Below are 22329 nucleotides of genomic sequence, written 5' to 3'. Positions count from 1 at the left end.
CCTTATTTCAGGGCATGACCCAGTGATTGCAGATAGGCCACCAGCGCATCCAGCTCGGTTTTGCCCTTGACGGCTTCGCCAGCACCCTGAATATCGGCGTCGGTATAGGGCACACCGAAGTGATCGCGGAACAGCGCCAGCTTCTTGGCGGTCATCTCGCCGGTCAGCACATTGGTATCAAGCCAGGGGTAGGCGGGCATGTTGGATTCCGGTACCACATCGCGCGGGTTGATCAGGTGAACCTTGTGCCACTCGTCGGAGTAGCGGCCACCGACACGGGCCAGATCCGGACCTGTACGCTTGGAACCCCACAGGAAGGGGTGCTCCCAGACGCTCTCACCGGCGACCGAGTAGTGACCGTAACGCTCGGTTTCGGCACGGAACGGACGGATCATCTGGCTGTGGCAGTTGGTGCAGCCTTCGCGAATGAAGATGTCGCGTCCTTCCATCTGCAGAGCGGTGTAGGGCTTGAGGCCCTCCACCGGCTCGGTGGTTTGCTTCTGGAAGAACAGCGGGGTGATTTCAACCAGGCCCCCCAGACTGATGGCGAAGATGATGCCGACCACCAGCATGGGAACGCTTTTTTCAAATATTTCGTGACGGTTATTGTTGCTCATGGGTTGACCTCTTCAATCATGCTGGCTGGGCGACAGGTTCCAGAGAACCTTTGGGCGCAGTGATGGTGCGATAGGCGTTGTAAGCCATCAGCAACATGCCGGTGACGAAGAAGCAGCCACCCAGGAAGCGCACGAAATAGAAGGGATAGGATGCCTGCAGCGCTTCAACGAAGCTGTAGGTCAGGGTGCCGTCTTCGTTGACTGCACGCCACATCAGGCCCTGCATCACGCCTGAAATCCACATGGCAACGATGTAGAGCACGGTGCCCACGGTCGCCAGCCAGAAGTGAACGTTGATCAGTTTGACGCTGTACATCCGGCCCTGGCCGAACAGGTTCGGGATCAGGTGATAGACAGCACCGATGGAGACCATGGCAACCCAACCCAGCGCACCGGAGTGCACGTGACCGACGGTCCAGTCGGTGTAGTGGGAGAGGGCGTTAACGGTTTTGATCGCCATCATCGGGCCTTCGAAGGTCGACATGCCGTAGAAAGAGAGAGAGACGATCAGGAAGCGCAGGATGGGGTCATAACGCAGTTTGTGCCAGGCACCGGAGAGGGTCATGATGCCGTTGATCATGCCGCCCCAGGAGGGTACGAACAGGATCAGGGACATAACCATGCCCAGCGACTGAGCCCAGTCTGGCAGTGCGGTGTAGTGCAGGTGGTGCGGACCGGCCCAGATATAGAGGGAGATCAACGCCCAGAAGTGCACGATTGAGAGGCGATAGGAGTAAACCGGACGACCGGCCTGCTTGGGCACGAAGTAGTACATCATCCCCAGGAAGCCGGCGGTCAGCAGGAAGCCTACCGCGTTGTGGCCATACCACCACTGCACCATGGCGTCCATGGCGCCGGAGTACATGGAGTAGGACTTCATGCCGGAGAGCGGCACTTCCATGTTGTTGACAATGTGCAGCACCGCAACGGTGATGATGAAGGCGCCGAAGAACCAGTTGGCCACATAGATGTGGGAGGTGGTGCGCTTCATCAGGGTGCCGAAGAAGACGATGGCATAGGCGACCCATACCACAGTGATGGCGATATCAATCGGCCACTCCAGCTCGGCATACTCTTTGGCGGAGGTGTAACCCAGCGGCAGAGAGATGGCGGCAGAGAGGATGATTGCTTGCCAGCCCCAGAAGACGAAGGTTGCCAGCGGGCCACCAAACAGTCTGGTTTGACAGGTGCGCTGCACCACGTAGAAGGAGGTGGCCATCAGTGCACTGACGCCGAAGGCGAAGATCACTGCGTTGGTATGGAGGGGCCGCAGACGACTGTAAGTCAGCCACGGGGTCTCGAAGTTGAGGGCAGGCCAGATCAACTGGGCTGCGATCAGTACGCCAACCGACATGCCGACAATTCCCCAGACAATCGTCATGACGGTAAACTGGCGAACAACGGTGTAGTTGTACTCAGGATGGTTAGTTGTATGGCTCATCGTTATATTCCGCTTCCGATGCTGCTGTTGTTTGGTTTTGTATCCGGAGAACCGGACTGGCTTCATCAGCCACCGCCGACCAGTTGTTAACAGCTGTTAACGAAAGGAAAAGCAAAAGATGGCTAAATGAAAACTGCATGGGAATGATACTGAAGTGACAGGTAAAATAACAGTATAAACAGTGATATATTTGGCTCCGTCCGGTCTCGATATGGCAGTTTTTTACCTTGTTCGAGATCACAAAAAACTATTTTAATTGCATCTTAATCGGGCTGTTTTTGATGAAAGAGAGACTTACCGCACGTAAAGTTTTGCACCTCGTACTGGTATTGGCGCTGTTATTGGCGCTGATGGCTTATCGCACCTGGTTTTCGGCCGATAACAGCGTCTCTGCTGACCAGAAAAAAGATCAGATTTGTGATCTTTCCCACACACCTTGCAGCGCGCTGATTGGTGACAAGCCGCTGACGGTCGCCATCAAGGAATTACCGCTGCGCGCCGAACATGACTTTGCCATCGCTATTACCGGCGGCGATCCGGCCATCAAGCCGGTGAAAGCGACACTCGAAGGCAAAGATATGTTTATGGGCACCATTCCGGTGAGCTTTGAAGAAATAGACGGAGAGTGGCAGGGGGTGACCCAGGTGGGGAGCTGTACATCACCCGTCATGATCTGGTTGTTAAATATCGAGTGGAGTAATGGTCAACGCCAGCAATTGGCGCTTTCCGTTGCCCGGGAATAATGGCGCAAGAGGTGGGGAGTGGAAAAAATATTTGAAATTTCCCGGCCAGGCGTTACCTTCCCCAAACCATCAGGGAGTGAAGTTCATTTAATCATGATTGAAAAACAACCGTTTTATCGCACCCTCAACCAGCAGGCCAAGGCGCTGCTGGAGGGGGAAACCGATCTGATTGCCAATCTGGCCAACCTCTCCGCACTGCTTAATCAGGAGCTGGCGGAGATCAACTGGGTCGGTTTTTATCTGTTGCAGGGTGAGACCCTGGTATTGGGGCCATTTCAGGGCAAACCTGCCTGCGTGCGGATCCCGGTCGGCCGCGGGGTGTGTGGTACGGCAGTGGCAGAGGGGAGAACCCAGCTCATTGACGATGTCCACCAGTTCGACGGTCACATCGCTTGCGATGGCGCGAGCAACTCGGAAATCGTGATCCCGCTGCGCCGTGGTGGCGAGATCATCGGGGTACTCGATATCGACAGTCCGATTTTTAACCGTTTCGACCAGGAAGACCGGATTGGCCTCGAAGAAACGGTGCAAATTTTGGAAAGCATGCTCTAAGTCATTGCTAGATGGTTCGCAAAAGGCCCCAAGCTCTCTATAATGGGGCCTTTGTTGTGCTCGGGACGTGCCCGTGCGTTTATATGAAAGCCAAGGTTATACATGGAAAACACTGAGAAGCTGAAGAACAGTAAAGAGATCGTTGCCTACCTGGTCGAGAAATTCCCGGCCTGCTTCGTTGCTGAAGGAGAGGCCAAGCCGCTCAAGATTGGCATCTTCCAGGATTTGGCCGAGCGTCTTGCTGACGATGCCAGAGTCTCCAAGACCATGCTGCGTTCCGCACTGCGTCAATACACCTCCAGCTGGCGCTACCTGCACGGTCTCAAAGCTGGCCAGGCTCGCGTTGATCTGGATGGCAACCCGGGCGAGCTGCTGACCGAAGAGCACATCGAGCACGCCAAGCAAGCTCTGAAAGAGAGCAAAGAGCGCGTATTCGCCAGCCGTCGTACCAATACCAAAGAGAAGGATGAGAAGGCCAAGAAGCCCCGTCGTCCTGCTGTGCGCAAAACCGAGAAAGCTGATGTAGCTGCCAAGCCGAAAGCTGCCGCCAAGGCACCGGTCGCTGATGCTCCGCTGGTTAAAGTGGATGCCGCTACGCTGAAAGTGGGCCAGGATGTGCGCGTCGTTATGGGTAAATTCCCGGTTCCGGCAACCATCAAGGAAGTAACCAAGGACGATGTACAGGTCCAACTGCAGACCGGCATGATGGTGCGGGTCAAATCAGAGCACTTGGTTCTCTAAGGAGACAAATGTTGAAGCATGGCGTAATTCGTTTTTCCCTCGTTGCCTGTAGCCTGGCGCTTGCCGGGCTTGCACAGGCCATCGAGCCGGTGCTCAAGGAGAGTGATTTGCCTGTGTTGGCTCAAGAGAGCCAACATGCTACGGCCAGCAAGCGAATTACCAATCTGTTTACCCGCTCGCACTACAAACAGTTCAAGCTGGACGATGCCTTTTCCTCCGTGATTTTCGATAAATATCTGGAGAATCTGGACTACAGCCGCAACCTGTTTTTGGCCTCTGATATCAGCCGTTTTGAAAAGTACCGTAACGGTTTTGACACCGACCTCGAAAGAGGCCGTCTGGCTCCCGCCTACGAGATGTTCAACCTGAGTCAGCAGCGGCGTTATGAGCGGTTCGAATACGCCCTCAAACTGCTTGATACTCCTTTCGATTTTACCCAGACCGACAACTATGTGTTTGATCGGGAAGGGGCGGCTTGGCCCAAAGATGAAGCAGAGCTCAACGAGCTGTGGCGTCAGCGGGTCAAGTTCGATGCTCTGAGCCTCAAGCTCAGTGGCAAGGAGTGGCCCGAGATCAAGGAGCTGCTTGGCAAGCGTTACAACAACGCCATCAAGCGGATGTCCCAGACCGAGAGCGAAGATGTCTTCCAGCTCTTCATGAACTCCTTCGCTCGCGCCATCGAACCGCACACCAGTTACCTCTCACCACGCAGTGCCGATCGTTTCAACACCGAGATGAACCTCTCGCTCGAGGGGATTGGTGCCGTGTTGCAGGCGGAAGATGACTTTACCGTCATCCGTTCTTTGGTGCCCGGTGGCCCGGCTGCCAAATCCAACCACCTCAAACCCGATGACAAGATCACCGGGGTAGGGCAGGAAGATGGCAAGATTGTCGATGTGATCGGCTGGCGTCTTGATGACGTGGTTGAGCTCATCAAGGGGCCCAAGGGGAGCAAGGTCAAGCTGGAGATCCAGCGTGGCAAGGGCGCAACCGCCAAAACCGAGCAGATTGAGCTGACCCGCGACAAGGTGCGCCTTGAAGACCGAGCTGCCAAGTCCAAGGTGATTAACGCCGAAGGCAAGAAGATTGGCGTCATCGAGATCCCGAGTTTCTACGTCAATCTGCATGACGACGTGATCAAGGAGCTCTCCAGCCTGAACAAGAAGAAGATCGATGGTCTGATCATCGATCTGCGCGGTAACGGCGGCGGCGCCCTGACCGAAGCTTCCGCCCTGAGCGGTCTCTTCTTTGCCAGCGGTCCCGTGGTGCAAATTCGTGATCACATGGGCCGTATCACGGTCAATGGCGATGACGATGGCAACGTCTACTACGGCGGCCCCATGTCGGTGATGATCGACCGCTACAGTGCCTCGGCCTCCGAGATCTTCGCTGCCGCCATGCAGGATTATGGCCGCGCGTTGATTCTGGGTGAAAACTCGTTCGGCAAGGGGACGGTGCAGCAGCATCGCAGTCTCGCCAAGGTCTATGACTTCTACGAGCAGCCGCTCGGTCACGTGCAGTACACCATCGCCAAGTTCTACCGGATCGACGGTGGCAGCACCCAGAACAAGGGCGTTGCGCCGGATATCAGCTTCCCGACACCGGTTGCTCCGGAAGAGACGGGCGAAAGCCGTGAGTTCAATGCGTTGCCGTGGGACAAGATTGCCTCCGCCAACTACGAGAAACTCGGCAACTTCGCCAGCGTGCTGCCCAAGTTGCAGGCGGCGCACGATGCCCGGATCGCCAAGGATCCCGAGTTTGCCTATGTGATGCAGGACATCGCCGACTACAAGGAGGAGAAAGACAAGAAGTCGGTCTCCCTCAACGAGGCGGAGCGTGTTGCAGAGCAGGCGAAACAGGATGAGAAAGCGCTCAAACGTACCAACGAGCGTCTGGCACGTCTTGGCAAGCCGGCGGTGAAGAGTCTGGATGAACTGCCCGCTGATTTCGAAGCGCCCGATGAGTATCTCATCGAAGCGGCCAATATCACGGCGGACCTGGCCAAGGTCAGCAAACGCAGCTGACAAGGCGACCTGTAATGCACAAGGGCGACTGCGGTCGCCCTTTCTTTTTGTCTGGCGTATCTGACGTAATGCAAATTGTTTGACCCCGCCAGTTGGTTGTGACAGCCTCTTTCTCGCCTTTAACAAGCGTGGAAGCAGACAATAATGACCGATCACTCCCAGGCCATGACGGCCAAATATCGCCAAGATTATCAGGCGCCGCTCTACTGGATCGACACCATCGACCTCGATTTCCAACTGCAGGAGCCACTGACCCAGGTCACCGCCATCACCCGCATTCGTCGCAACGGTGAGCACAATGCGCCGCTGATCCTCGATGGTGAGCAGCTGACCCTCAAGAGCGTTGCCATTGATAGCATTCCCTGTGACCACTACGAGCAAGGCGAGAGCACTCTGACCCTGTTCAACCTGCCGGCCGAATGTGTGCTGACCATTGTCACTCTGCTGGATCCGGCCGCCAACACCGCGCTGGAAGGGCTCTACAAATCGGGTGATGCCTACTGTACCCAGTGTGAAGCGGAGGGCTTTCGCCGCATTACCTATTATCTGGACCGCCCCGACATTCTGGCGCGCTACAGCACCCGCATTACCGCCGACAAAGCCCAGTTCCCCTTCCTGCTCTCCAATGGCAACAAGGTCGACAGCGGTGATCTGGATGGCGGCCGTCACTTCGTGCAGTGGCAGGATCCTTTCCCCAAACCGAGCTACCTGTTTGCGCTGGTGGCCGGTGATTTCGATGTGGAGCGCAGCCACTACACCACCAAGAGCGGCCGCAAGGTGGCCCTCGAGATCTTCGTCGACAAGGGCAACCTCGATCGCGCCGGTTTTGCCATGGAGAGTCTCATCAACTCCATGCGCTGGGACGAACAGCGTTTTGGCCTCGAGTATGATCTCGACATCTACATGATCGTTGCGGTTGACTTCTTCAACATGGGCGCCATGGAGAACAAGGGGCTCAACATCTTCAACTCCAAGTTCGTGCTGGCCAATCCGGCCACCGCTACCGATGGCGACTACCACGGTATCGAACGGGTGATCGGTCACGAATATTTCCACAACTGGACCGGCAACCGCGTCACCTGTCGTGACTGGTTCCAGCTCAGCCTGAAAGAGGGGCTGACAGTGTTCCGGGATCAGGAGTTCTCCTCCGATCTTGGCTCCCGCGGCGTCAACCGCATCAACAACGTGCGTACCGTGCGTGGCCCGCAGTTTGCCGAAGATGCCGGCCCCATGGCGCACCCGATCCGCCCGGATGTGGTGATCGAGATGAACAACTTCTACACCCTCACCGTCTACGAGAAGGGGTCGGAAGTGATCCGCATGATGCACACCCTGCTGGGGGAAGAAGCCTTCCAGGCTGGTATGCGTCTCTACTTCGAGCGTCACGACGGCTCGGCCGCTACTTGTGATGATTTCGTGCAGGCGATGGAGGATGCTTCCGGTGTGGATCTCGGTCGTTTCCGTCGCTGGTACAGCCAGTCCGGCACCCCCGAGCTGACCGTGACCGACGAGTACGATGCCGCGAGCGGTGTTTACCGTCTACATGTGAGCCAGCACACCCCGCCGACTCAGGATCAACCGCAAAAGCTGCCGCTGCATATCCCTCTCGACATCGAGCTCTATGACGAGCAGGGTGCCGTTATCCCGTTGCAGTATCAGGGCAAGGCCATCGGCAACGTGCTCGACGTGCTGGAAGCGGAGCAGACCTTCGAATTCGATCGGGTGCCGGTCAAGCCGGTTCCCTCCCTGCTGCGGGACTTTTCCGCGCCGGTCAAGCTGCACTATGACTACAGCGATGAAGCGCTCGCCTTCCTGATGCGCTTTGCCCGCAACGAGTTTGCCCGCTGGGATGCGGCCCAGATGCTGATCAACAAAGCGGTCATCGACGGCGCGGCGCGGGTCCAGCACGGGCAGGGGGTTGAGCTATCCCAAGCCCTGCTGGCCGCCTTCGTCGCCATTCTTGACGACAGCGATCTTGATTTGGCCCTCAAGGCGGAGATCCTGGCGCTGCCCGGTGAGGCGACCCTGGCCGAGCTGTTCGAGGTGGCCGATATCGATGCCATCCATCAGGTACGCGACGCGATCCACACCCGTCTTGCCGAGGCCTTTGGCGCGCGCTTGTCGGCGACCTATCAGAGCCTGCGTCTGAATGGTTATCAGGTGGTGCACGCCGATATGGCCAAGCGAGCCCTCAAAGGGGTAGTGCTCGGTTATCTGGCGGCGCTGGATGCGGAGCATGCCGATGCGCTGGTGCGCGAGCAGTATGCAACTGCCGACAACATGACCGACACTCTGGCGGCGCTGCAGGTGGCCAACGGTTATCTGTTGCCATGCCGCGCTGCGCTGCTGGCCGACTTTGAAGGCAAGTGGGCCAAGGATGGACTGGTGCTGGACAACTGGCTGCGGCTGATTGGCAGCAAACCGGCTGCCGATGTACTGAGCGAAGTGAAACAGGCGATGAATCACCCCACTTTCAGTATTCGCAACCCGAACCGGCTGCGGGCGCTGATCGGCAGCTTCGCCATGAGCAATCAGGTGCAGTTCCATGCGGTGGATGGCAGCGGTTACCGTTTCCTGACCGATCTGTTGATCGAGCTCAACGAGGTCAACCCGCAGGTCGCTTCCCGCCTCATCACGCCGCTTATCCAGTTCAAGCGATTGGATGAGGCGCGCAAGGCCCTGATCCGCGCCGAGCTGACCCGTCTTGCCAACCTTGAGGGGTTGGCACGGGATCTGTTCGAGAAGGTCAGCAAGGCACTGCAGCAGTAAGTGTCGACGGGGCAGGGGCGTGAATGCGCCTGCCCCCATTGTGTGATTTGTCGTGTGATCAGGAGCAAGTGTGAAGCAGTTTACTTTTCGGCTCTCATTGAGCAGTGACGAGGTGATGCTGATGTATCAGGGCCATGCCAGACGGCTAGTGGTGCGCAGCGAACAGGGATTGACCCTGGAACTTGGCATAGAAAAAATACGCCCCTTTGTCGCCATCAATGGTGTGCATGGCTATTTTCGGCTGAAAACCCAGGACGATTACCGCTTTATCAGTCTCGAACGCATAAATTAACAAAAATCGAACAGATTACCGACTGTTTATCTGCTTTACGTCACTATCTATCCGGTAAACTGGCACAAAGGTAGTGGGAATTTCTGTATTTTTGGTTATTTGCAAAATTTCTCACAGTTTAAGCCGTGATCTGCACCTTGTTTTTAACATCTCGTTAGCACCTTTCCTCGCCTTCCCTTATCCAAGCCATTACACTTCGCAACAACTCTGCACCAGCGGGTAACCAGGGTGGTTGCCTCTGCGTCGGTGGTTAATGTCGTCCGATAAGGAATATAAAAATGGCATTGAAAGACGCCCCTACCTCAGTTCTGCTCGAAAACGTTCTCAGTCTGATCCATCAGAAGTTGCCCAAAAACAGTGCCTCTTTGGTCGAGCGCTTCGTTGCCAAGTTCTACGGCAACATGGCGAGCTCCGACCTGCACGATCGCAATGACAGCGATCTCTATGGCGCGGCCCTGAGTCTGTGGAATGCCCTCAATCAGCGCAGCGGTATCGATCCCTACATCCGGGTCTACAATCCCGAGCTGACCCGTCACGGCTGGCAATCGCCCCATACCATCGTCGAGGTGATCCTGCAGGACTCCCCCTTCCTGGTCGACTCCATCCGGATGGCGCTTAAACGGCTCAATATCACCGCCCACATGATGCTGCACCAACCGCTGCACCTCATTCGCGGTGCGGATGGCAAGATTGACGCCATTCTGGAACTCGACAACACCGACGGGCAGACCTCGGTTGAAACGGCGTTCCTTATCGAGATCGATCACCTCACCAGCGAGGAGCAGATGGCCGCGCTGGCTGCCGAGCTCAACTCGGTGGCCGGTGAAGTGGCGCTTGCCGTGGGCGACTGGCAGCCCATGCTGGCCAAGCTCAATGAGATCATCGACGAACTGCCCAAGCGCAAGCACCCGGTCAGCAAGGAGGAGGTGGCCTCCTGCGTTGCTTTCCTCAAATGGGTGGCTGCCCACAACTTTACCCTGATGGGCTATCGCCGTTACGACGTCAAGGCGGTGGAGGGGGATCACGAGATCCTGCCGCAGGCGAGCTCCAGCCTGGGGCTGATGAAGAACTCCATCAAGGTGGTGGGTCAGCGCCTTGGCAACATGCCGGCCAGCGCCCGTCACGCTGCTCTGAGTTCTGACCTGCTGATCCTCACCAAATCCAACAGCAAGTCCCGGGTGCACCGTCCGGCTTATGTGGATTACATCGGCATCAAGCGCTTCGACGAGCATGGCAAGGTGATCGGGGAAGATCGCTTCATCGGCCTCTATGCATCTTCCATCTACAACACCAGCGCGACCCAGATCCCGCTCATCAGCCATCGTCTCGAGCGCATCATGGCCGCCTCCGGTCACGAGAAGGGCTCCCACGCCTACAAGGCGCTGCTCAATGTATTGGAAACCTATCCCCGTGACGAACTGATCCAGGCTCGTGAAGAGGAGCTGTTGGCCACCGGTCTTGGGGTGCTGGAGATGCAGGAGCGTGACATGCTGCGGCTATTCGTGCGCCGGGATGTCTATGGTCGTTTCTTCTCTTGCATGGTCTATGTCACCAAGGAGCGCTACAACACAGCGCTGCGTATCAAGACCCAGCAAATTTTGCAGAAATATTTTGGCAGCAATGAAGAGGTGGAGTTCAACGTCTACTTCACCGAAGGCGTGCTGGCGCGGACCCACTACATAGTGCGGGTCAACAACAACAACGTGGATGTGGATGTGAACGAAGTACAGAACAACCTGATTGAAGCGGCCCGCAGCTGGGACGACAGACTCGACTCCGTGCTGCTTTCCCATTATGGCGAGGCCCGTGGTAACGAGTTGCGCCGCCGTTTCAGCACTGCATTCCCTCGCGCTTACAAAGAAGATGTGCTGCCTGGCTCGGCCGTGGCCGATATCATGGCGCTCGATAACCTGAGCGAAGCCGAGCCGCTGGGCATGCTGTTCTACCGCGCGCAGGAGGAGGAGAATGACCGTCGGGTACGGCTCAAGCTGTTCCATCGCACCGAGCCCATTCACCTCTCCGATGTGCTGCCGATGCTGGAGAACATGGGGCTGCGGGTGATCGGCGAGACCCCGTATCAGGTACGCACTCCGGGCGGTGATCTGTTCTGGATCCTCGACTTCTCCATGCTGCTGCATGGCGAGCAGCCCTTTGATCTGGCCCAGAGCCAACAGCGCTTCCAGCAGGCGTTTGCCGCCATCTGGAACAAGCAGTTGGAAGATGACGGCTTCAACCGGCTGGTATTGGGGGCGGGTCTCACCGGCCGCCAGGTGTCGGTGCTGCGCGCCTATGCCAAATACATGCGCCAGACCGGTGTATCCTTCAGCCAGTCCTATATCGAAGAGACCCTGACCCGTTACCCTGATATCGCCCAGCTGCTGTTTACCCTGTTCGAACAGCGCCTGGATCCTGCCGGTAAACAGGACGCCAAGGTGCCATCGCAAGATGCCAAGGCATCCGCCAAGCTGCACGAGGAGCTTGCCGCCAAGCTGGATCAGGTGGCCAACCTGGATGACGATCGTATCATTCGCCGCTATGTGGAGATGATTGACGCTACCCTGCGCACCAACTACTACCAGCTGGACAAGGCGGGCAACATCAAGCCCTACATATCCTTCAAACTGGCGCCGTCCAGCATCACCGACATGCCGCTGCCGCTGCCGAAATTCGAGATCTTCGTCTACTCACCGCGAGTGGAAGGGGTGCATCTGCGCTGGGGCAAGGTGGCCCGTGGTGGCCTGCGCTGGTCCGATCGAAAAGAGGACTTCCGCACCGAGGTATTGGGTTTGGTGAAAGCCCAGCAGGTGAAGAACACCGTCATCGTGCCGGTGGGGGCCAAGGGCGGTTTCTACTGCAAACAGATGCCGGTGGGGGCAACCCGCGCCGTCATTCAGGAGGAGGGAAAGGCCTGTTATCGCCTGTTTATTCGCGGCCTGCTCGATGTGACAGACAACATCATCGGCGGCGAGGTGATCCCGCCGACATCCGTGGTGCGTCACGACGAGGATGACTACTACCTGGTGGTCGCCGCCGACAAGGGCACGGCGACCTTCTCCGACATCGCCAACGAAATAAGCCTCGAATACGGCCACTGGCTCGGCGATGCGTTCGCCTCCGGCGGCTCGGTCGGTTACGACCACAAGAAGATGGGCATCACCGCCCGTGGTGCCTGGGAGTCGGTCAAACGGCATTTTCGTGAAATTGGCGTCAACTGCCAGACCACCGACTTCACTTGCGTGGGGATTGGGGACATGGCCGGCGACGTGTTCGGCAACGGCATGCTGCTCTCCGAGCACACCAGGCTGGTGGGCGCGTTCAACCACATGCACATCTTCGTTGACCCGACCCCGGATGCGGCCAAGAGCTTTGTCGAACGCCAGCGCCTGTTCGATCTGCCGGGTTCCAGCTGGGATGACTACAACCGCGAGCTGATATCACAAGGGGGCGGCATCTTCCTGCGCTCGGCCAAGTCCATCAAGCTGAGCCCCGAGATGCAGACACTACTCGGCACCGACCAGGCCAGCATGGCGCCGAACGAGCTGATCAAGGCACTGCTTTGCCTCAATGTCGATCTGCTGTGGAACGGCGGCATCGGCACCTACGTGAAGAGCGCTCGCGAGAGCGATGGGGAAGTGGGCGATCGCAGCAACGACGCACTGCGAGTCAATGGTCGCGATCTGCGGGCCCGTATCGTGGGTGAGGGGGGCAACCTCGGCTTCACCCAGCTCGGTCGGGTGGAGTACGCCAGTCAGGGCGGTCGCATCAATACCGATTTTACCGACAACGTGGGCGGGGTGGATTGCTCCGACAACGAGGTGAACATCAAGATCCTGCTCAACCAATTGGTGGCGGCAGGGGATCTGACACTCAAGCAGCGCAACCAGATGCTGTATGAGATGACCGACGATGTGGCGCAGATCGTGATCACCAACGCCTATCGCCAGTCCCAGTCCATCTCGGTCACCAGCTTCCGCGGCTCTGAACAACTGAAAGAGCAGCAGCGCTTTATTCAGGGACTGGAGCGGGAAGGCAAGCTCGATCGTGCGCTCGAGTTCCTCCCCTCTGACGAGGATCTTTCAGAGCGGATGGCTGCAGGGCAGGGACTGACCCGCCCCGAACTGGCAGTGCTGGTGGCCTACGGCAAGATGGTGTTGAAAGAGCAGCTCAACTGCCCGGAAGTGACCGACGAGCCCTTCCTCGCCAACATGCTGGTCACCAGCTTCCCGGCCAAGGTGCAGCAGCAATTTGGTGCCCAGCTGGCCGATCACCCGCTACGCGGCGAGATCATCGCTACCCGGGTGGCCAATATGTTGGTTAACGACATGGGGCTCAACTTCGCCAGCCGGATGAAGGACGAGACCGGTGCCTCGGTGGCGGAAGTTGCCTGCTGCTTCGCCATGGCCCGCGAAGTGTTTGGTATGAACCAGCTGTGGCGCGATATCGAAGGGTGCGACAACCTGGTTGATGCTCAGACTCAGCTCGAGCTGATGTTCTACAGCCGCCGGATTGTGCGCCGTGCCACCCGCTGGTTCCTGCGTGCCCGCAATCGCAGCTGGAGCATCAGCGTGAACATCGCCTTCTTCCGTCCGGCGTTCGAGACCTTAGGGAAGCACCTCTACGAGGTGATGGATGAGAGCGAAGTGGCCGAGCATCGTCAGGCTGTTGCCAAGTGGATGGAGAAACAGGTGCCGGAGGCCATTGCCCGTCAGGTCGCCCATATGAGCAGCCTCTTCTCAAGCCTGGATCTGGCGCAAATTGCCGCGGAGCACAAGACCGATATCCTGCGTGCCGCCAACGTTTACTATCGCCTCGGAGCCAAACTGGATCTGCACTGGTTCCTCGACCAGATTAACCATCAGCCGGTCGGCAACCACTGGCAGGCGATGGCGCGAGCCTCCTTCCGCGAAGATCTTGACTGGCAGCAACGCAGTCTCACTTCTGTGGTACTGGAAGGGTGCAAAGATCAGGGAGAATGCGCTACCATACTGGCCGACTGGATTTCGGAGCATGAGCAACTCTTGTCTCGTTGGACCCACATGTTGGCCGACTTCAAGACCACCAGTACCCACGAGTTCGCCAAGTTCTCGGTGGCCTTGCGAGAGTTGAACCTGCTCCAGTTGAATTGTCGGGCACTTTAATTGCCAGATTAAGGCATGACACCGACATTACACCCAAAGCCCCGGCCAGTTGCCGGGGCTTTCTTTAAGGAGCAAAGATGTTGTACCCCATCGCCAGGCATTTCCTGTTCAAACTCAATCCGGAACAGGCTCACGATCTCTCCATGAAATATTTGCCCCGCCTTCTCGGTACGCCACTCGATTGTTTCTTCCGCCAGAATTTGCCGAAACGCCCCGTCACTGTCATGGGGCTTTCTTTTGCCAATCCGGTGGGATTGGCGGCAGGTCTGGATAAAGATGGTGAGTGCATTGATGCGCTGGGCGCCATGGGATTTGGCTTTATCGAGGTCGGTACCGTCACCCCCAGACCCCAGAGCGGCAATGACAAGCCGCGCCTGTTCCGGGTTATTCCGGCAGAGGGGATCATCAACCGGATGGGATTCAACAACAAGGGGGTGGATCATCTGGTGGCCAAGGTAAAAGAGGCCAAATATCAGGGGGTCATCGGCATCAATATCGGCAAGAACAAAGATACTCCCATCGAACAGGGCAAGGATGATTATCTGATCTGCATGGACAAGGTTTATGATCATGCCGGTTATATTGCCGTCAATATCTCTTCCCCCAACACCCCGGGTTTGCGTTCACTGCAATATGGCGAGGCGCTGGATGAATTGCTGGCCGCCCTCAAGGTGCGTCAGCAAGAGCTGGCCGCCCAATATAAAAAGTATGTGCCGCTGGCGGTTAAAATTGCCCCGGATTTAAGCCTTGAAGAAATAGATCAGGTGGCTGCGTCGCTGGTACGGAATGGTATTGATGGGGTTATCGCCACCAATACTACCCTCGAGCGCGAGATGATTTATGACATGCCCCACGCCGGTGAAGCGGGTGGCCTGAGTGGTCGTCCGCTGCAGCACAAGAGTACCGAGGTGATCCGCCATCTGGCCAAGGCGCTCAATGGTGCTCTGCCAATTATCGGGGTGGGTGGTATTGATAGTGCCATGGCCGCCCGTGAAAAATTGGCTGCTGGTGCCAGTCTGGTACAAATTTATAGCGGCTTTATTTATAAAGGGCCGGGGCTGGTCAAAGAGATTGTGACCAATATTTAAGAAATAGATGGAGGAGCCCTTTATTTGACGTTGCTGATTTCCTGCATATGGAATAAAGTCAACTGGTAATTATCAAGTAAGGGCTCCAACATGTTTATCCAACCGACCGATAGCTGGCAATGGCACTATGATGCCCAGAGTGACCGTCTGATGTTGGACCTGTCTGATAACATGTTATTTGCGACCGAGTATAAAGGGCGACAATTGGTGCCCAGTTCGTTTGCAGCCCAGCCTTTTTGTGTCGATGATGCAGCCCTCTATTATCAGTTGATGGATAAAGCGGCCGAACTTGAGTGGAGTATTCCTCATCAGGTTCAGTTGGTGCTTAATGCCATCGCGGTCAGTCGCTTTTATAAACCCCTGATGCCGCAAAGCTGGTTTTTTAGTGAACAGCATCCACAAGTGATCCCGCGAAATGGTGATCTGGTCCTGATGAATACACCCCATGGCAACGGCGAATTTATGGTCATTGAGACAGGGGATCAGGCCAGCGTCTGTTTGAACCTCACAGCCGATCTGGTATTGACCACCAGTAAAACTCTGCCACGTTTCGGGGTGATCAAGGTGATGAATAACCGGATGAAACCGCGTATTACCGTGACCGAGCAATATCGTCAGGTCAGTTGATATATTTTCATCAATTGTTTTATCTCTGTGATTACACCGTTGCCTGTTTTTACTGTGGTCACCTCAATAGCGCCTCGTTTCTGATACTTCATTGATCCGCGAACATCTGGCTCATTCTGATTGATCTTCATGGTTGTGATCCAGCGTCTCTTGAGGCTTGTTACATCCACTTGCACCTTGTGTTCTGACCCACGCAGTATCTTGGTATTCCGTGCTGTAAGCATGGTGCCTCCCTCTAGTTTCGTTCTGCTTGCGTAGTGCCTTCATCTCGCTATCAACACATCACTCACTGCAGCGATTTTCTACATACGACATTTTATGCTTGAAACGAGAGCTATTCTCACTTACATTCTGTTATAACATAACAAAATGGAGTTGCCATGAAGCCTCATATTCATCCGGATTATCGTTTGGTGCTGTTCCATGACACGGCAGCAGATGCCTTTTTCCTGGTCGGGTCAACCATCAAGAGCGATCGCCGCTATACGTGGCAAGATGGGAAGGAGTATCCCTATGTGTCGCTCGATGTTTCCAGCCAGTCGCACTCGTTCTATACCGGCAAGCAGAAGCAGGTATCGAGTGAGGGGAGTGTGGCCCGTTTCAACAAGCGCTTTGGCGCATTTTCAAGCAAGAAGGAGTCCTGAATGCAGGTCGTCTGTTCACTCAAATCCGCACGGGCGCGTCATCCCGATTGTCAGTTGGTGCGCCGCCGCGGCAAATTGTTCGTGATTTGCAAAAGCAATCCCCGTTTCAAGGCTCGTATGAAGTGATCCGCTAAATGATGTCTGGCCCCATGATCTCGCCATCGGGTAGTCATGGGGTCTCTTGCCTTTCTCTCTGTCTACCAATCTGTTTCCATCCTGCTGTTTGCGCCGACTTTTGCATGCTCCAGCCCGCCTGATGAGGTATAATGCGGCACTATTTTTATGGGTTCCCCGTGAGCGTGATGAAAGAATTTTTTGCAACCTGCCCCAAGGGGCTGGAAAACCTGTTGGCCGACGAGCTGACCACCTTGGGCGCAGAGCAGGTCCGTGAGACCGTGGCTGGCGTCCACTTCAAAGGCGAACTGGCGATTGGCTACAAGGCCTGCCTGTGGAGCCGTTTTGCTTCCCGCATCGTGCTGGTGCTCTCCGAATTCCAGATGAACGACGATCTGGATCTCTATCTGGGCGCCCACACCATTCCCTGGGAAGAGCACTTCTCCGGTACCTCTACCATCGCGGTGGACTTTACCGGTACCAACCCTGCCATTCGCAATACCCAATATGGCGCGCTGAAGATCAAGGATGCCATCGTCGACCGCTTCACCAAGCGCGGTCACGTGCGTCCGGACGTGGACAAAAAGTCGCCTGATATCCGTATCATGGCGCACTTGGGCAAGGGCAAGGCCAATATCACGCTGGACTTGTCAGGCCCGGCGTTGCACCAGCGTTTCTATCGTCAAGGCACCGGTGAAGCACCCCTCAAAGAGAACCTGGCCTGCGCCATGATTGCCCGTAGTGGCTGGGCCGGTGAGCCCATGATGGACCCGATGTGCGGTTCCGGTACCTTGCTGATTGAAGCGGCCTTTATCGCCGCCGACATGGCGCCGGCGCTGCGCCGCGAGCGCTTCGGTTTCGATCGCTGGCTGCAGCACGATAGCGAGCTGTGGCAGAGCCTGATGATGGAAGCGCAAGTGCGCGCCAAACGCGGCATGCAGCGCTGTGAAGTAAAACTATTTGGTTGTGATGCCGACCAGCGTGTGCTGCTCAAAGCCCGTGATAACGCCAAAGCAGCCGGTGTGGCCCACCTCATCACCTTCAAGCTGGCCGACGTCACCAAGCTGGAAAACCCGCTGCCGATGCCTGCCCCTGTTGAAGGGGAAGAAGGTCAAGGGGAGGCCCGCCAGGTCGGTATGCTGATCTCCAACCCGCCTTACGGCGAGCGTCTTGGCGAATTCCCGGCGCTGCTGGAAGTCCACCAGGCCCTCGGCGATGCCCTGCGTCGCAGCTTCCAGGGTTGGAAAGTCTCCATTCTTTCCGCATCGCCCGAGCTGCTTAGCTGTCTGCGCCTGCGCGCCGACAAGCAATATCGCCTGTTCAACGGCGCCCTCGAGTGTCAGCTGCGTAACTACCAGATCGCACTGGACTCCGTGGCTTCCCAAAAAGAGGTCGCACAGGACTTTGCCAACCGTCTGCGCAAGAATCTGAAAACCCTCGAGAAATGGGCCCACAAAGAGGGCATCGATTGCTATCGCATCTACGATGCCGACTTGCCGGAATACAACGCTGCCATCGACCGCTATCAGGACTATCTGGTGGTGCAGGAGTATGCCGCGCCCAAGGACATCCCCGCCCAGAAGACCCGTCAGCGTCTGCTCGACATGGTTCAGGCCGCCATCAAGGTGACCGGCATGGATGGCGAGAAGGTGATCCTGAAGGTGCGCGAGCGTCAGGAAGGGAAACAGCAGTATCAGAAGCTCTCTGAAGAGCAGCACCGGATGGAAGTGCAGGAGTACGGCGCCCGGCTGTGGGTCAACCTCTACGACTATCTGGATACCGGCCTGTTCCTCGACCATCGTCAGACTCGCCGCATGCTGGGCCAGATGGCGAAGGGCAAGCGCTTCCTGAACCTGTTTGCCTATACCGGCAGTGCCACCGTGCACGCAGGTCTTGGCGGTGCCAGCGAGACCACCACAGTCGACATGTCCCACACCTACCTGAACTGGGCGCAGGACAACATGCGTCTCAACTCGCTGGTGGGCCGTCAGCACAAGTTTGTGCAGGCCGATTGCCTGAAGTGGTTGTCTGAAGCCGATGAGCAGTACGACCTCATCTTTATCGATCCGCCCACCTTCTCCAACTCCAAGCGGATGGACGAGAGCTTCGACGTACAGCGCGATCACCTGTTGCTGATGCAGCACCTGAAGCGCCTGCTGGCGGCGGACGGCACTCTGGTCTTCTCCAACAACAAGCGTCACTTCAAGATGGATCTGGCCGGTCTAGAGGCCACTGGTCTCAAGGCCCAGAACATCACCCAGAAGACGCGACCGAAGGATTTCGAACGTAACCAGCACATCCACAACTGCTGGATCATCACCCATGCGCCGGAGCAAGGCGAGGCGTGATGCTGACCCTGTTTCATACCGACGGTTGCCACCTGTGCGAGCAGGCCTGGGCGCTGGTGGAGGAGGCAGGCCTTGCCGCTACCACCCGCCAGTGCGACATCATGGATGATGAGCAGTGGCTTGCCGCCTATCGGGTGCGCATTCCTGTGCTGTGTGACGAGGCGGGCCGCGAGCTCGGCTGGCCCTTCACGCTGGCCGAGCTCAAAAGCTGGGCCGCCCGTCAGGGGTGAGAGTGATTTGACGATAAAACGGGGGCAGACCCAGTCTGCTGCCCGTTTTTTTCATATGAAATAAGGAACACACATGGCTCTTTTAACATTGCACGGCGCATGTCTGTCGTTCAGTGATTTCCCGCTGCTCGACAATGCCGAATTGACCATCGAGCGGGGCGAGCGCCTCTGTCTGGTTGGCCGCAACGGGGCGGGCAAGTCCACCCTGATGAAGGTCATTGCAAGTGAATTGCCGCTGGACGACGGGCGTCTGGTGCTGCAACAAGATTTGAAAGTGACCCGCCTTGAGCAGGATCCACCGGCCTCCAGCGAGCTGACGGTGTTTGACTATGCCGCCGAAGGGCTGGCGGGGGTGGGGGAACTGCTCAAGCAGTACCACCACATCTCCATGGAGCTGGCTAGCGATCCGTCAGACGCCAACATTCGCAGGATGAGCGAGTTGCAAGAACAGCTCGACTATCAGAACGGCTGGCAGTTCGAGACCCGTATCAGTCAGGTGTTGACCCTGCTGGGGCTGGATCCTGACGTGACCCTCGATAGCCTCTCCGGTGGCTGGCTGCGCAAAGTGGCGCTGGCCCGTGCGCTGGCTTGCGATCCCGACTTGTTGCTGCTCGATGAGCCGACCAACCACCTGGATATCGAGGCCATCAACTGGCTGGAAGAGTTCCTCAAGGATTTTCGCGGCGCCATCGTCTTTATCTCTCACGATCGGGAGTTCATCCACAAGCTGGCTACCCGGATCATCGATCTGGATCGCGGCGTGATCACCTCCTGGCCGGGTAACTATGACGAGTACCAGCAGGGCAAAGAGGAGTGGTTACGGGTCGAGGAGCTCAAAAATGCCGAGTTCGACCGCAAGCTGGCCCAGGAAGAGGTATGGGTTCGTCAGGGTATCAAGGCTCGCCGTACCCGTAACGAAGGCCGGGTGCGCGCCCTCAAGGCGATGCGCATGGAGCGTACCCAGCGTCGTGAACTGCAGGGCAAAGCCAAGCTGCAACTCGACGAGGCGAGCCGCTCCGGCAAGCTGGTATTTGAGGCGGAAGGGCTGGGGCTCGACTTTGGTGATCGCACCCTGTTCGAGGGGCTGGATCTGCAGGTGCTGCGTGGCGACAAGATTGCGCTGGTCGGCCCCAACGGTTGCGGCAAGTCGACCCTGATCAAGCTGTTGCTGGGCCAGCTAGATGCCACTCGTGGCTCGGTACGTCAGGGCACCAATCTGGAAGTGGCCTACTTCGATCAGTACCGCGAGCAGCTCGATCCCGAGCAGACAGTGGTGGACAACGTCGGGGAAGGCAAGCAGGAGGTGATGGTGCGTGGCCGCTCCCGTCATATCCTCGGTTACCTGCAGGACTTCCTGTTCGAGCCCAAGCGGGCCCGTACCCCGGTCAAGGCGCTCTCCGGTGGCGAGAAGAACCGGCTGCTGCTGGCCAAGCTGTTCCTCAAGCCCAGCAACCTGCTGATCCTCGATGAACCGACCAACGATCTGGATGTGGAAACCCTGGAGCTGCTCGAAGAGCTGCTTTCCGACTACCCCGGCACCCTGCTGCTGGTCAGTCACGATCGTCGCTTCATCGACAACACAGTGACCGGCTGCTGGCTGTTTGAAGGGGATGGCCGCATCAGCGATTACGTGGGTGGTTACGCCGACATGATGGCGACCCGCGAACAGCAGAACGCTCAACAACAGGCTAAGAGTGCAGCGGTTAAGGCCCCGGAGCCGGTCGTTGCCGCCGCGCCAGAAGCGCCGAAGAAGAGCAAGAAGCTCTCCTACAAGCTGCAGCTTGAACTGGAAGGGTTGCCCGCTCGTCTCGAACAGCTGGAAGCCGAGCTGGATGCGCTGCAAAGCGAGATCAACCAGCCTGGGTTCTTCTCGCTGCCGGCAGATAAAACCCAGCCGAAACTGGATGCGCTCAATGCCGCTGAAGCCGCGCTGGAACAGGCATTTGCTCGCTGGGAAGAGCTGGAAGGACTCAAAAATCAGGAGTAAGTTCCCTGTAATTAAAACTTAATCCAGTTCAGTGCCTTGTGTCACATAGCCCGGTTAGGGTGGAAGTTTTTGTTTGACCGAGTGCGCTCGCAGGAGTAAAGATGAAAGCGACCGATGCAGAATTGGTCGCTTTTTTTGTTCCACGAAGAGGGTCGTAGATGATGAAGAGACAGAAGCGGGACCGTCTGGAAAGAGCTCGTGCTCGTGGTTATCAGGCTGGCGTGGTCGGCAAACAGAAAGAAGCGTGTCCGTATCAATGCCTGGATGCCCGAGGGCATTGGCTTGGTGGTTGGCGTGACGCCATGGAAGGGCGGGGCTCAGGCCTCTTCATGAAGTAGCAGGTACTTCATCACTCATTACAAAAGGAAAGGGGCCGTTGTGGCCCCTTTGCGTTAGTGCTGTTTTACCACCAATCAGAGAGATCAGAATGCGGTGGTATCTTTGAACAGGCCCACTTTCAGGTCGGTGGCGCTGTAGATCGGACGGCCGTCGACTTCGACCACACCATCAGCAATTCCCATCACCAGCTTGCGGTTGATGACGCGCTTGAAGGTGATCTTGTAGGTCACTTTCTTGGCAGTCGGCAGGATCTGGCCGGTGAATTTCACTTCACCTACGCCCAGAGCACGACCCTTGCCGGGGCCACCTTTCCAGCCCAGGAAGAAGCCAACCAGCTGCCACATGGCGTCCAGACCGAGACAGCCAGGCATCACAGGATCACCCGGGAAGTGGCAATCGAAGAACCAGAGATCCGGAGTAATGTCGAGCTCAGCGAGGATCTCGCCCTTGCCGTGTTCGCCGCCGTTGTCATTGATCTTGACGATGCGGTCCATCATCAACATGTTGGGGGCAGGCAGCTGACTGTTACCCTCACCAAACAGTTCGCCACGGCTGCAAGCCAGCAGCTCTTCACGGGTAAAAGAGTTCTTGCCCTGTTCGCACAGGGAAAGGCGGGCTTCCATGGTGGTATTGTC

19 protein-coding genes are annotated in these 22329 nt (G+C 57.0%); 15 read left to right on the top strand and 4 right to left on the bottom strand.

The annotated features are described in order from the left end of the window. Positions 1-2: 2 nt before the first annotated feature. Together ccoO and ccoN are read right to left on the bottom strand one after the other, a co-directional pair. Positions 3-617 (bottom strand): cytochrome-c oxidase, cbb3-type subunit II, encoded by a 615-nt coding sequence (gene ccoO, locus I6L47_RS03085; RefSeq protein WP_005336618.1) that lies wholly within the window; start codon positions 615-617, stop codon positions 3-5. 16 nt (positions 618-633) lie between these two features. Beyond that, positions 634-2058 carry a cytochrome-c oxidase, cbb3-type subunit I gene (gene ccoN, locus I6L47_RS03080; RefSeq protein WP_005336616.1) on the bottom strand — a complete coding sequence of 475 codons (1425 nt, stop codon included), beginning with the start codon at positions 2056-2058 and terminating at the stop codon, positions 634-636. Positions 2059-2339: 281 nt separating this feature from the next. Between ccoN and I6L47_RS03075 the strand changes: the two genes are divergently transcribed. The 9 genes from I6L47_RS03075 (at position 2340) to I6L47_RS03035 (ending at position 16032) form a co-directional block, all read left to right on the top strand. Further along, complete coding sequence (locus I6L47_RS03075) at positions 2340-2801, top strand: hypothetical protein (RefSeq protein WP_216949309.1); 462 nt, start codon at positions 2340-2342, stop codon at positions 2799-2801. A 93-nt stretch (positions 2802-2894) separates the two neighbouring features. Continuing rightward, entirely contained in the window at positions 2895-3353 is a 459-nt protein-coding gene (locus I6L47_RS03070) for a GAF domain-containing protein (RefSeq protein ID WP_216948629.1), read from the top strand. A gap of 102 nt (positions 3354-3455) precedes the next feature. Beyond that, positions 3456-4094, top strand: coding sequence for an RNA chaperone ProQ (gene proQ, locus I6L47_RS03065; protein WP_005351923.1), 639 nt, complete (start codon positions 3456-3458; stop codon positions 4092-4094). Positions 4095-4102: 8 nt separating this feature from the next. Then, complete coding sequence (gene prc / locus I6L47_RS03060) at positions 4103-6118, top strand: carboxy terminal-processing peptidase (protein ID WP_005351922.1); 2016 nt, start codon at positions 4103-4105, stop codon at positions 6116-6118. Between the two features lie 144 nt (positions 6119-6262). Further along, entirely contained in the window at positions 6263-8887 is a 2625-nt protein-coding gene (gene pepN, locus I6L47_RS03055; RefSeq protein WP_216948628.1) for an aminopeptidase N, read from the top strand. A gap of 70 nt (positions 8888-8957) precedes the next feature. Next, on the top strand, positions 8958-9179 hold the full coding sequence (locus I6L47_RS03050; RefSeq protein WP_033136823.1) for a DUF2835 domain-containing protein: 222 nt from the start codon (positions 8958-8960) through the stop codon (positions 9177-9179). A gap of 278 nt (positions 9180-9457) precedes the next feature. Continuing rightward, entirely contained in the window at positions 9458-14317 is a 4860-nt protein-coding gene (locus I6L47_RS03045) for an NAD-glutamate dehydrogenase (protein WP_216948627.1), read from the top strand. A 77-nt stretch (positions 14318-14394) separates the two neighbouring features. Further along, positions 14395-15405 (top strand): quinone-dependent dihydroorotate dehydrogenase, encoded by a 1011-nt coding sequence (gene pyrD / locus I6L47_RS03040; RefSeq protein ID WP_005336601.1) that lies wholly within the window; start codon positions 14395-14397, stop codon positions 15403-15405. Positions 15406-15495: 90 nt separating this feature from the next. Continuing rightward, a complete protein-coding gene (locus I6L47_RS03035; RefSeq protein WP_216948626.1) occupies positions 15496-16032 on the top strand; it encodes a cell division protein ZapC in 537 nt (178 codons plus the stop codon). Here I6L47_RS03035 and I6L47_RS22440 read toward each other — a convergent pair. Next, positions 16020-16163: a hypothetical protein gene (locus I6L47_RS22440; RefSeq protein ID WP_254204806.1), complete on the bottom strand. Its 144-nt coding sequence runs from the start codon at positions 16161-16163 to the stop codon at positions 16020-16022. The two genes, I6L47_RS03035 and I6L47_RS22440, sit on opposite strands and share 13 nt — an antisense overlap. A gap of 249 nt (positions 16164-16412) precedes the next feature. Here I6L47_RS22440 and I6L47_RS03025 point away from each other — a divergent pair, with 249 nt between their 5' ends. The 6 genes from I6L47_RS03025 (at position 16413) to rmf (ending at position 21693) form a co-directional block, all read left to right on the top strand. Next, positions 16413-16676: a type B 50S ribosomal protein L31 gene (locus I6L47_RS03025; RefSeq protein ID WP_005336598.1), complete on the top strand. Its 264-nt coding sequence runs from the start codon at positions 16413-16415 to the stop codon at positions 16674-16676. Next, positions 16677-16802, top strand: a complete 126-nt coding sequence (gene ykgO / locus I6L47_RS03020) for a type B 50S ribosomal protein L36 (protein ID WP_005336596.1) — start codon at positions 16677-16679, stop codon at positions 16800-16802. Between the two features lie 140 nt (positions 16803-16942). Further along, a complete protein-coding gene (gene rlmKL, locus I6L47_RS03015) occupies positions 16943-19138 on the top strand; it encodes a bifunctional 23S rRNA (guanine(2069)-N(7))-methyltransferase RlmK/23S rRNA (guanine(2445)-N(2))-methyltransferase RlmL (RefSeq protein ID WP_216948624.1) in 2196 nt (731 codons plus the stop codon). Continuing rightward, positions 19138-19368, top strand: coding sequence for a glutaredoxin family protein (locus I6L47_RS03010; protein ID WP_088868955.1), 231 nt, complete (start codon positions 19138-19140; stop codon positions 19366-19368). The genes rlmKL and I6L47_RS03010 overlap by 1 nt, the downstream gene beginning before the upstream one ends. Positions 19369-19441: 73 nt before the next feature. Further along, on the top strand, positions 19442-21355 hold the full coding sequence (locus I6L47_RS03005) for an ABC transporter ATP-binding protein (RefSeq protein ID WP_216948623.1): 1914 nt from the start codon (positions 19442-19444) through the stop codon (positions 21353-21355). A gap of 161 nt (positions 21356-21516) precedes the next feature. Beyond that, positions 21517-21693 carry a ribosome modulation factor gene (gene rmf / locus I6L47_RS03000; RefSeq protein ID WP_010674759.1) on the top strand — a complete coding sequence of 59 codons (177 nt, stop codon included), beginning with the start codon at positions 21517-21519 and terminating at the stop codon, positions 21691-21693. A gap of 84 nt (positions 21694-21777) precedes the next feature. Here the strand turns inward: rmf and fabA are convergent, their stop codons facing one another. Then, positions 21778-22317 (bottom strand): 3-hydroxyacyl-[acyl-carrier-protein] dehydratase FabA, encoded by a 540-nt coding sequence (fabA, locus tag I6L47_RS02995; RefSeq protein ID WP_196783564.1) that lies wholly within the window; start codon positions 22315-22317, stop codon positions 21778-21780. Between the last annotated feature and the right edge of the window lie 12 nt (positions 22318-22329).

This window comes from Aeromonas sp. FDAARGOS 1417 (assembly GCF_019046985.1).
Taxonomy (GTDB): Bacteria; Pseudomonadota; Gammaproteobacteria; order Enterobacterales; family Aeromonadaceae; genus Aeromonas; species Aeromonas veronii.
This window is presented reverse-complemented; position numbering and strand designations above follow the sequence as displayed.

Bases quoted from the DNA above. Each gene is read 5' to 3' on its own strand.
- ccoO (WP_005336618.1), bottom strand. From the start codon at position 617: ATGAGCAACAATAACCGTCACGAAATATTTGAAAAAAGCGTTCCCATG.
- ccoN (WP_005336616.1), bottom strand. From the start codon at position 2,058: ATGAGCCATACAACTAACCATCCTGAGTACAACTACACCGTTGTTCGC.
- I6L47_RS03075 (WP_216949309.1), top strand. From the start codon at position 2,340: ATGAAAGAGAGACTTACCGCACGTAAAGTTTTGCACCTCGTACTGGTA.
- I6L47_RS03070 (WP_216948629.1), top strand. From the start codon at position 2,895: ATGATTGAAAAACAACCGTTTTATCGCACCCTCAACCAGCAGGCCAAG.
- proQ (WP_005351923.1), top strand. From the start codon at position 3,456: ATGGAAAACACTGAGAAGCTGAAGAACAGTAAAGAGATCGTTGCCTAC.
- prc (WP_005351922.1), top strand. From the start codon at position 4,103: ATGTTGAAGCATGGCGTAATTCGTTTTTCCCTCGTTGCCTGTAGCCTG.
- pepN (WP_216948628.1), top strand. From the start codon at position 6,263: ATGACCGATCACTCCCAGGCCATGACGGCCAAATATCGCCAAGATTAT.
- I6L47_RS03045 (WP_216948627.1), top strand. From the start codon at position 9,458: ATGGCATTGAAAGACGCCCCTACCTCAGTTCTGCTCGAAAACGTTCTC.
- pyrD (WP_005336601.1), top strand. From the start codon at position 14,395: ATGTTGTACCCCATCGCCAGGCATTTCCTGTTCAAACTCAATCCGGAA.
- I6L47_RS03035 (WP_216948626.1), top strand. From the start codon at position 15,496: ATGTTTATCCAACCGACCGATAGCTGGCAATGGCACTATGATGCCCAG.
- I6L47_RS22440 (WP_254204806.1), bottom strand. From the start codon at position 16,163: ATGAAGATCAATCAGAATGAGCCAGATGTTCGCGGATCAATGAAGTAT.
- I6L47_RS03025 (WP_005336598.1), top strand. From the start codon at position 16,413: ATGAAGCCTCATATTCATCCGGATTATCGTTTGGTGCTGTTCCATGAC.
- ykgO (WP_005336596.1), top strand. From the start codon at position 16,677: ATGCAGGTCGTCTGTTCACTCAAATCCGCACGGGCGCGTCATCCCGAT.
- rlmKL (WP_216948624.1), top strand. From the start codon at position 16,943: ATGCGGCACTATTTTTATGGGTTCCCCGTGAGCGTGATGAAAGAATTT.
- I6L47_RS03010 (WP_088868955.1), top strand. From the start codon at position 19,138: ATGCTGACCCTGTTTCATACCGACGGTTGCCACCTGTGCGAGCAGGCC.
- I6L47_RS03005 (WP_216948623.1), top strand. From the start codon at position 19,442: ATGGCTCTTTTAACATTGCACGGCGCATGTCTGTCGTTCAGTGATTTC.
- rmf (WP_010674759.1), top strand. From the start codon at position 21,517: ATGAAGAGACAGAAGCGGGACCGTCTGGAAAGAGCTCGTGCTCGTGGT.
- fabA (WP_196783564.1), bottom strand. From the start codon at position 22,317: ATGGAAGCCCGCCTTTCCCTGTGCGAACAGGGCAAGAACTCTTTTACC.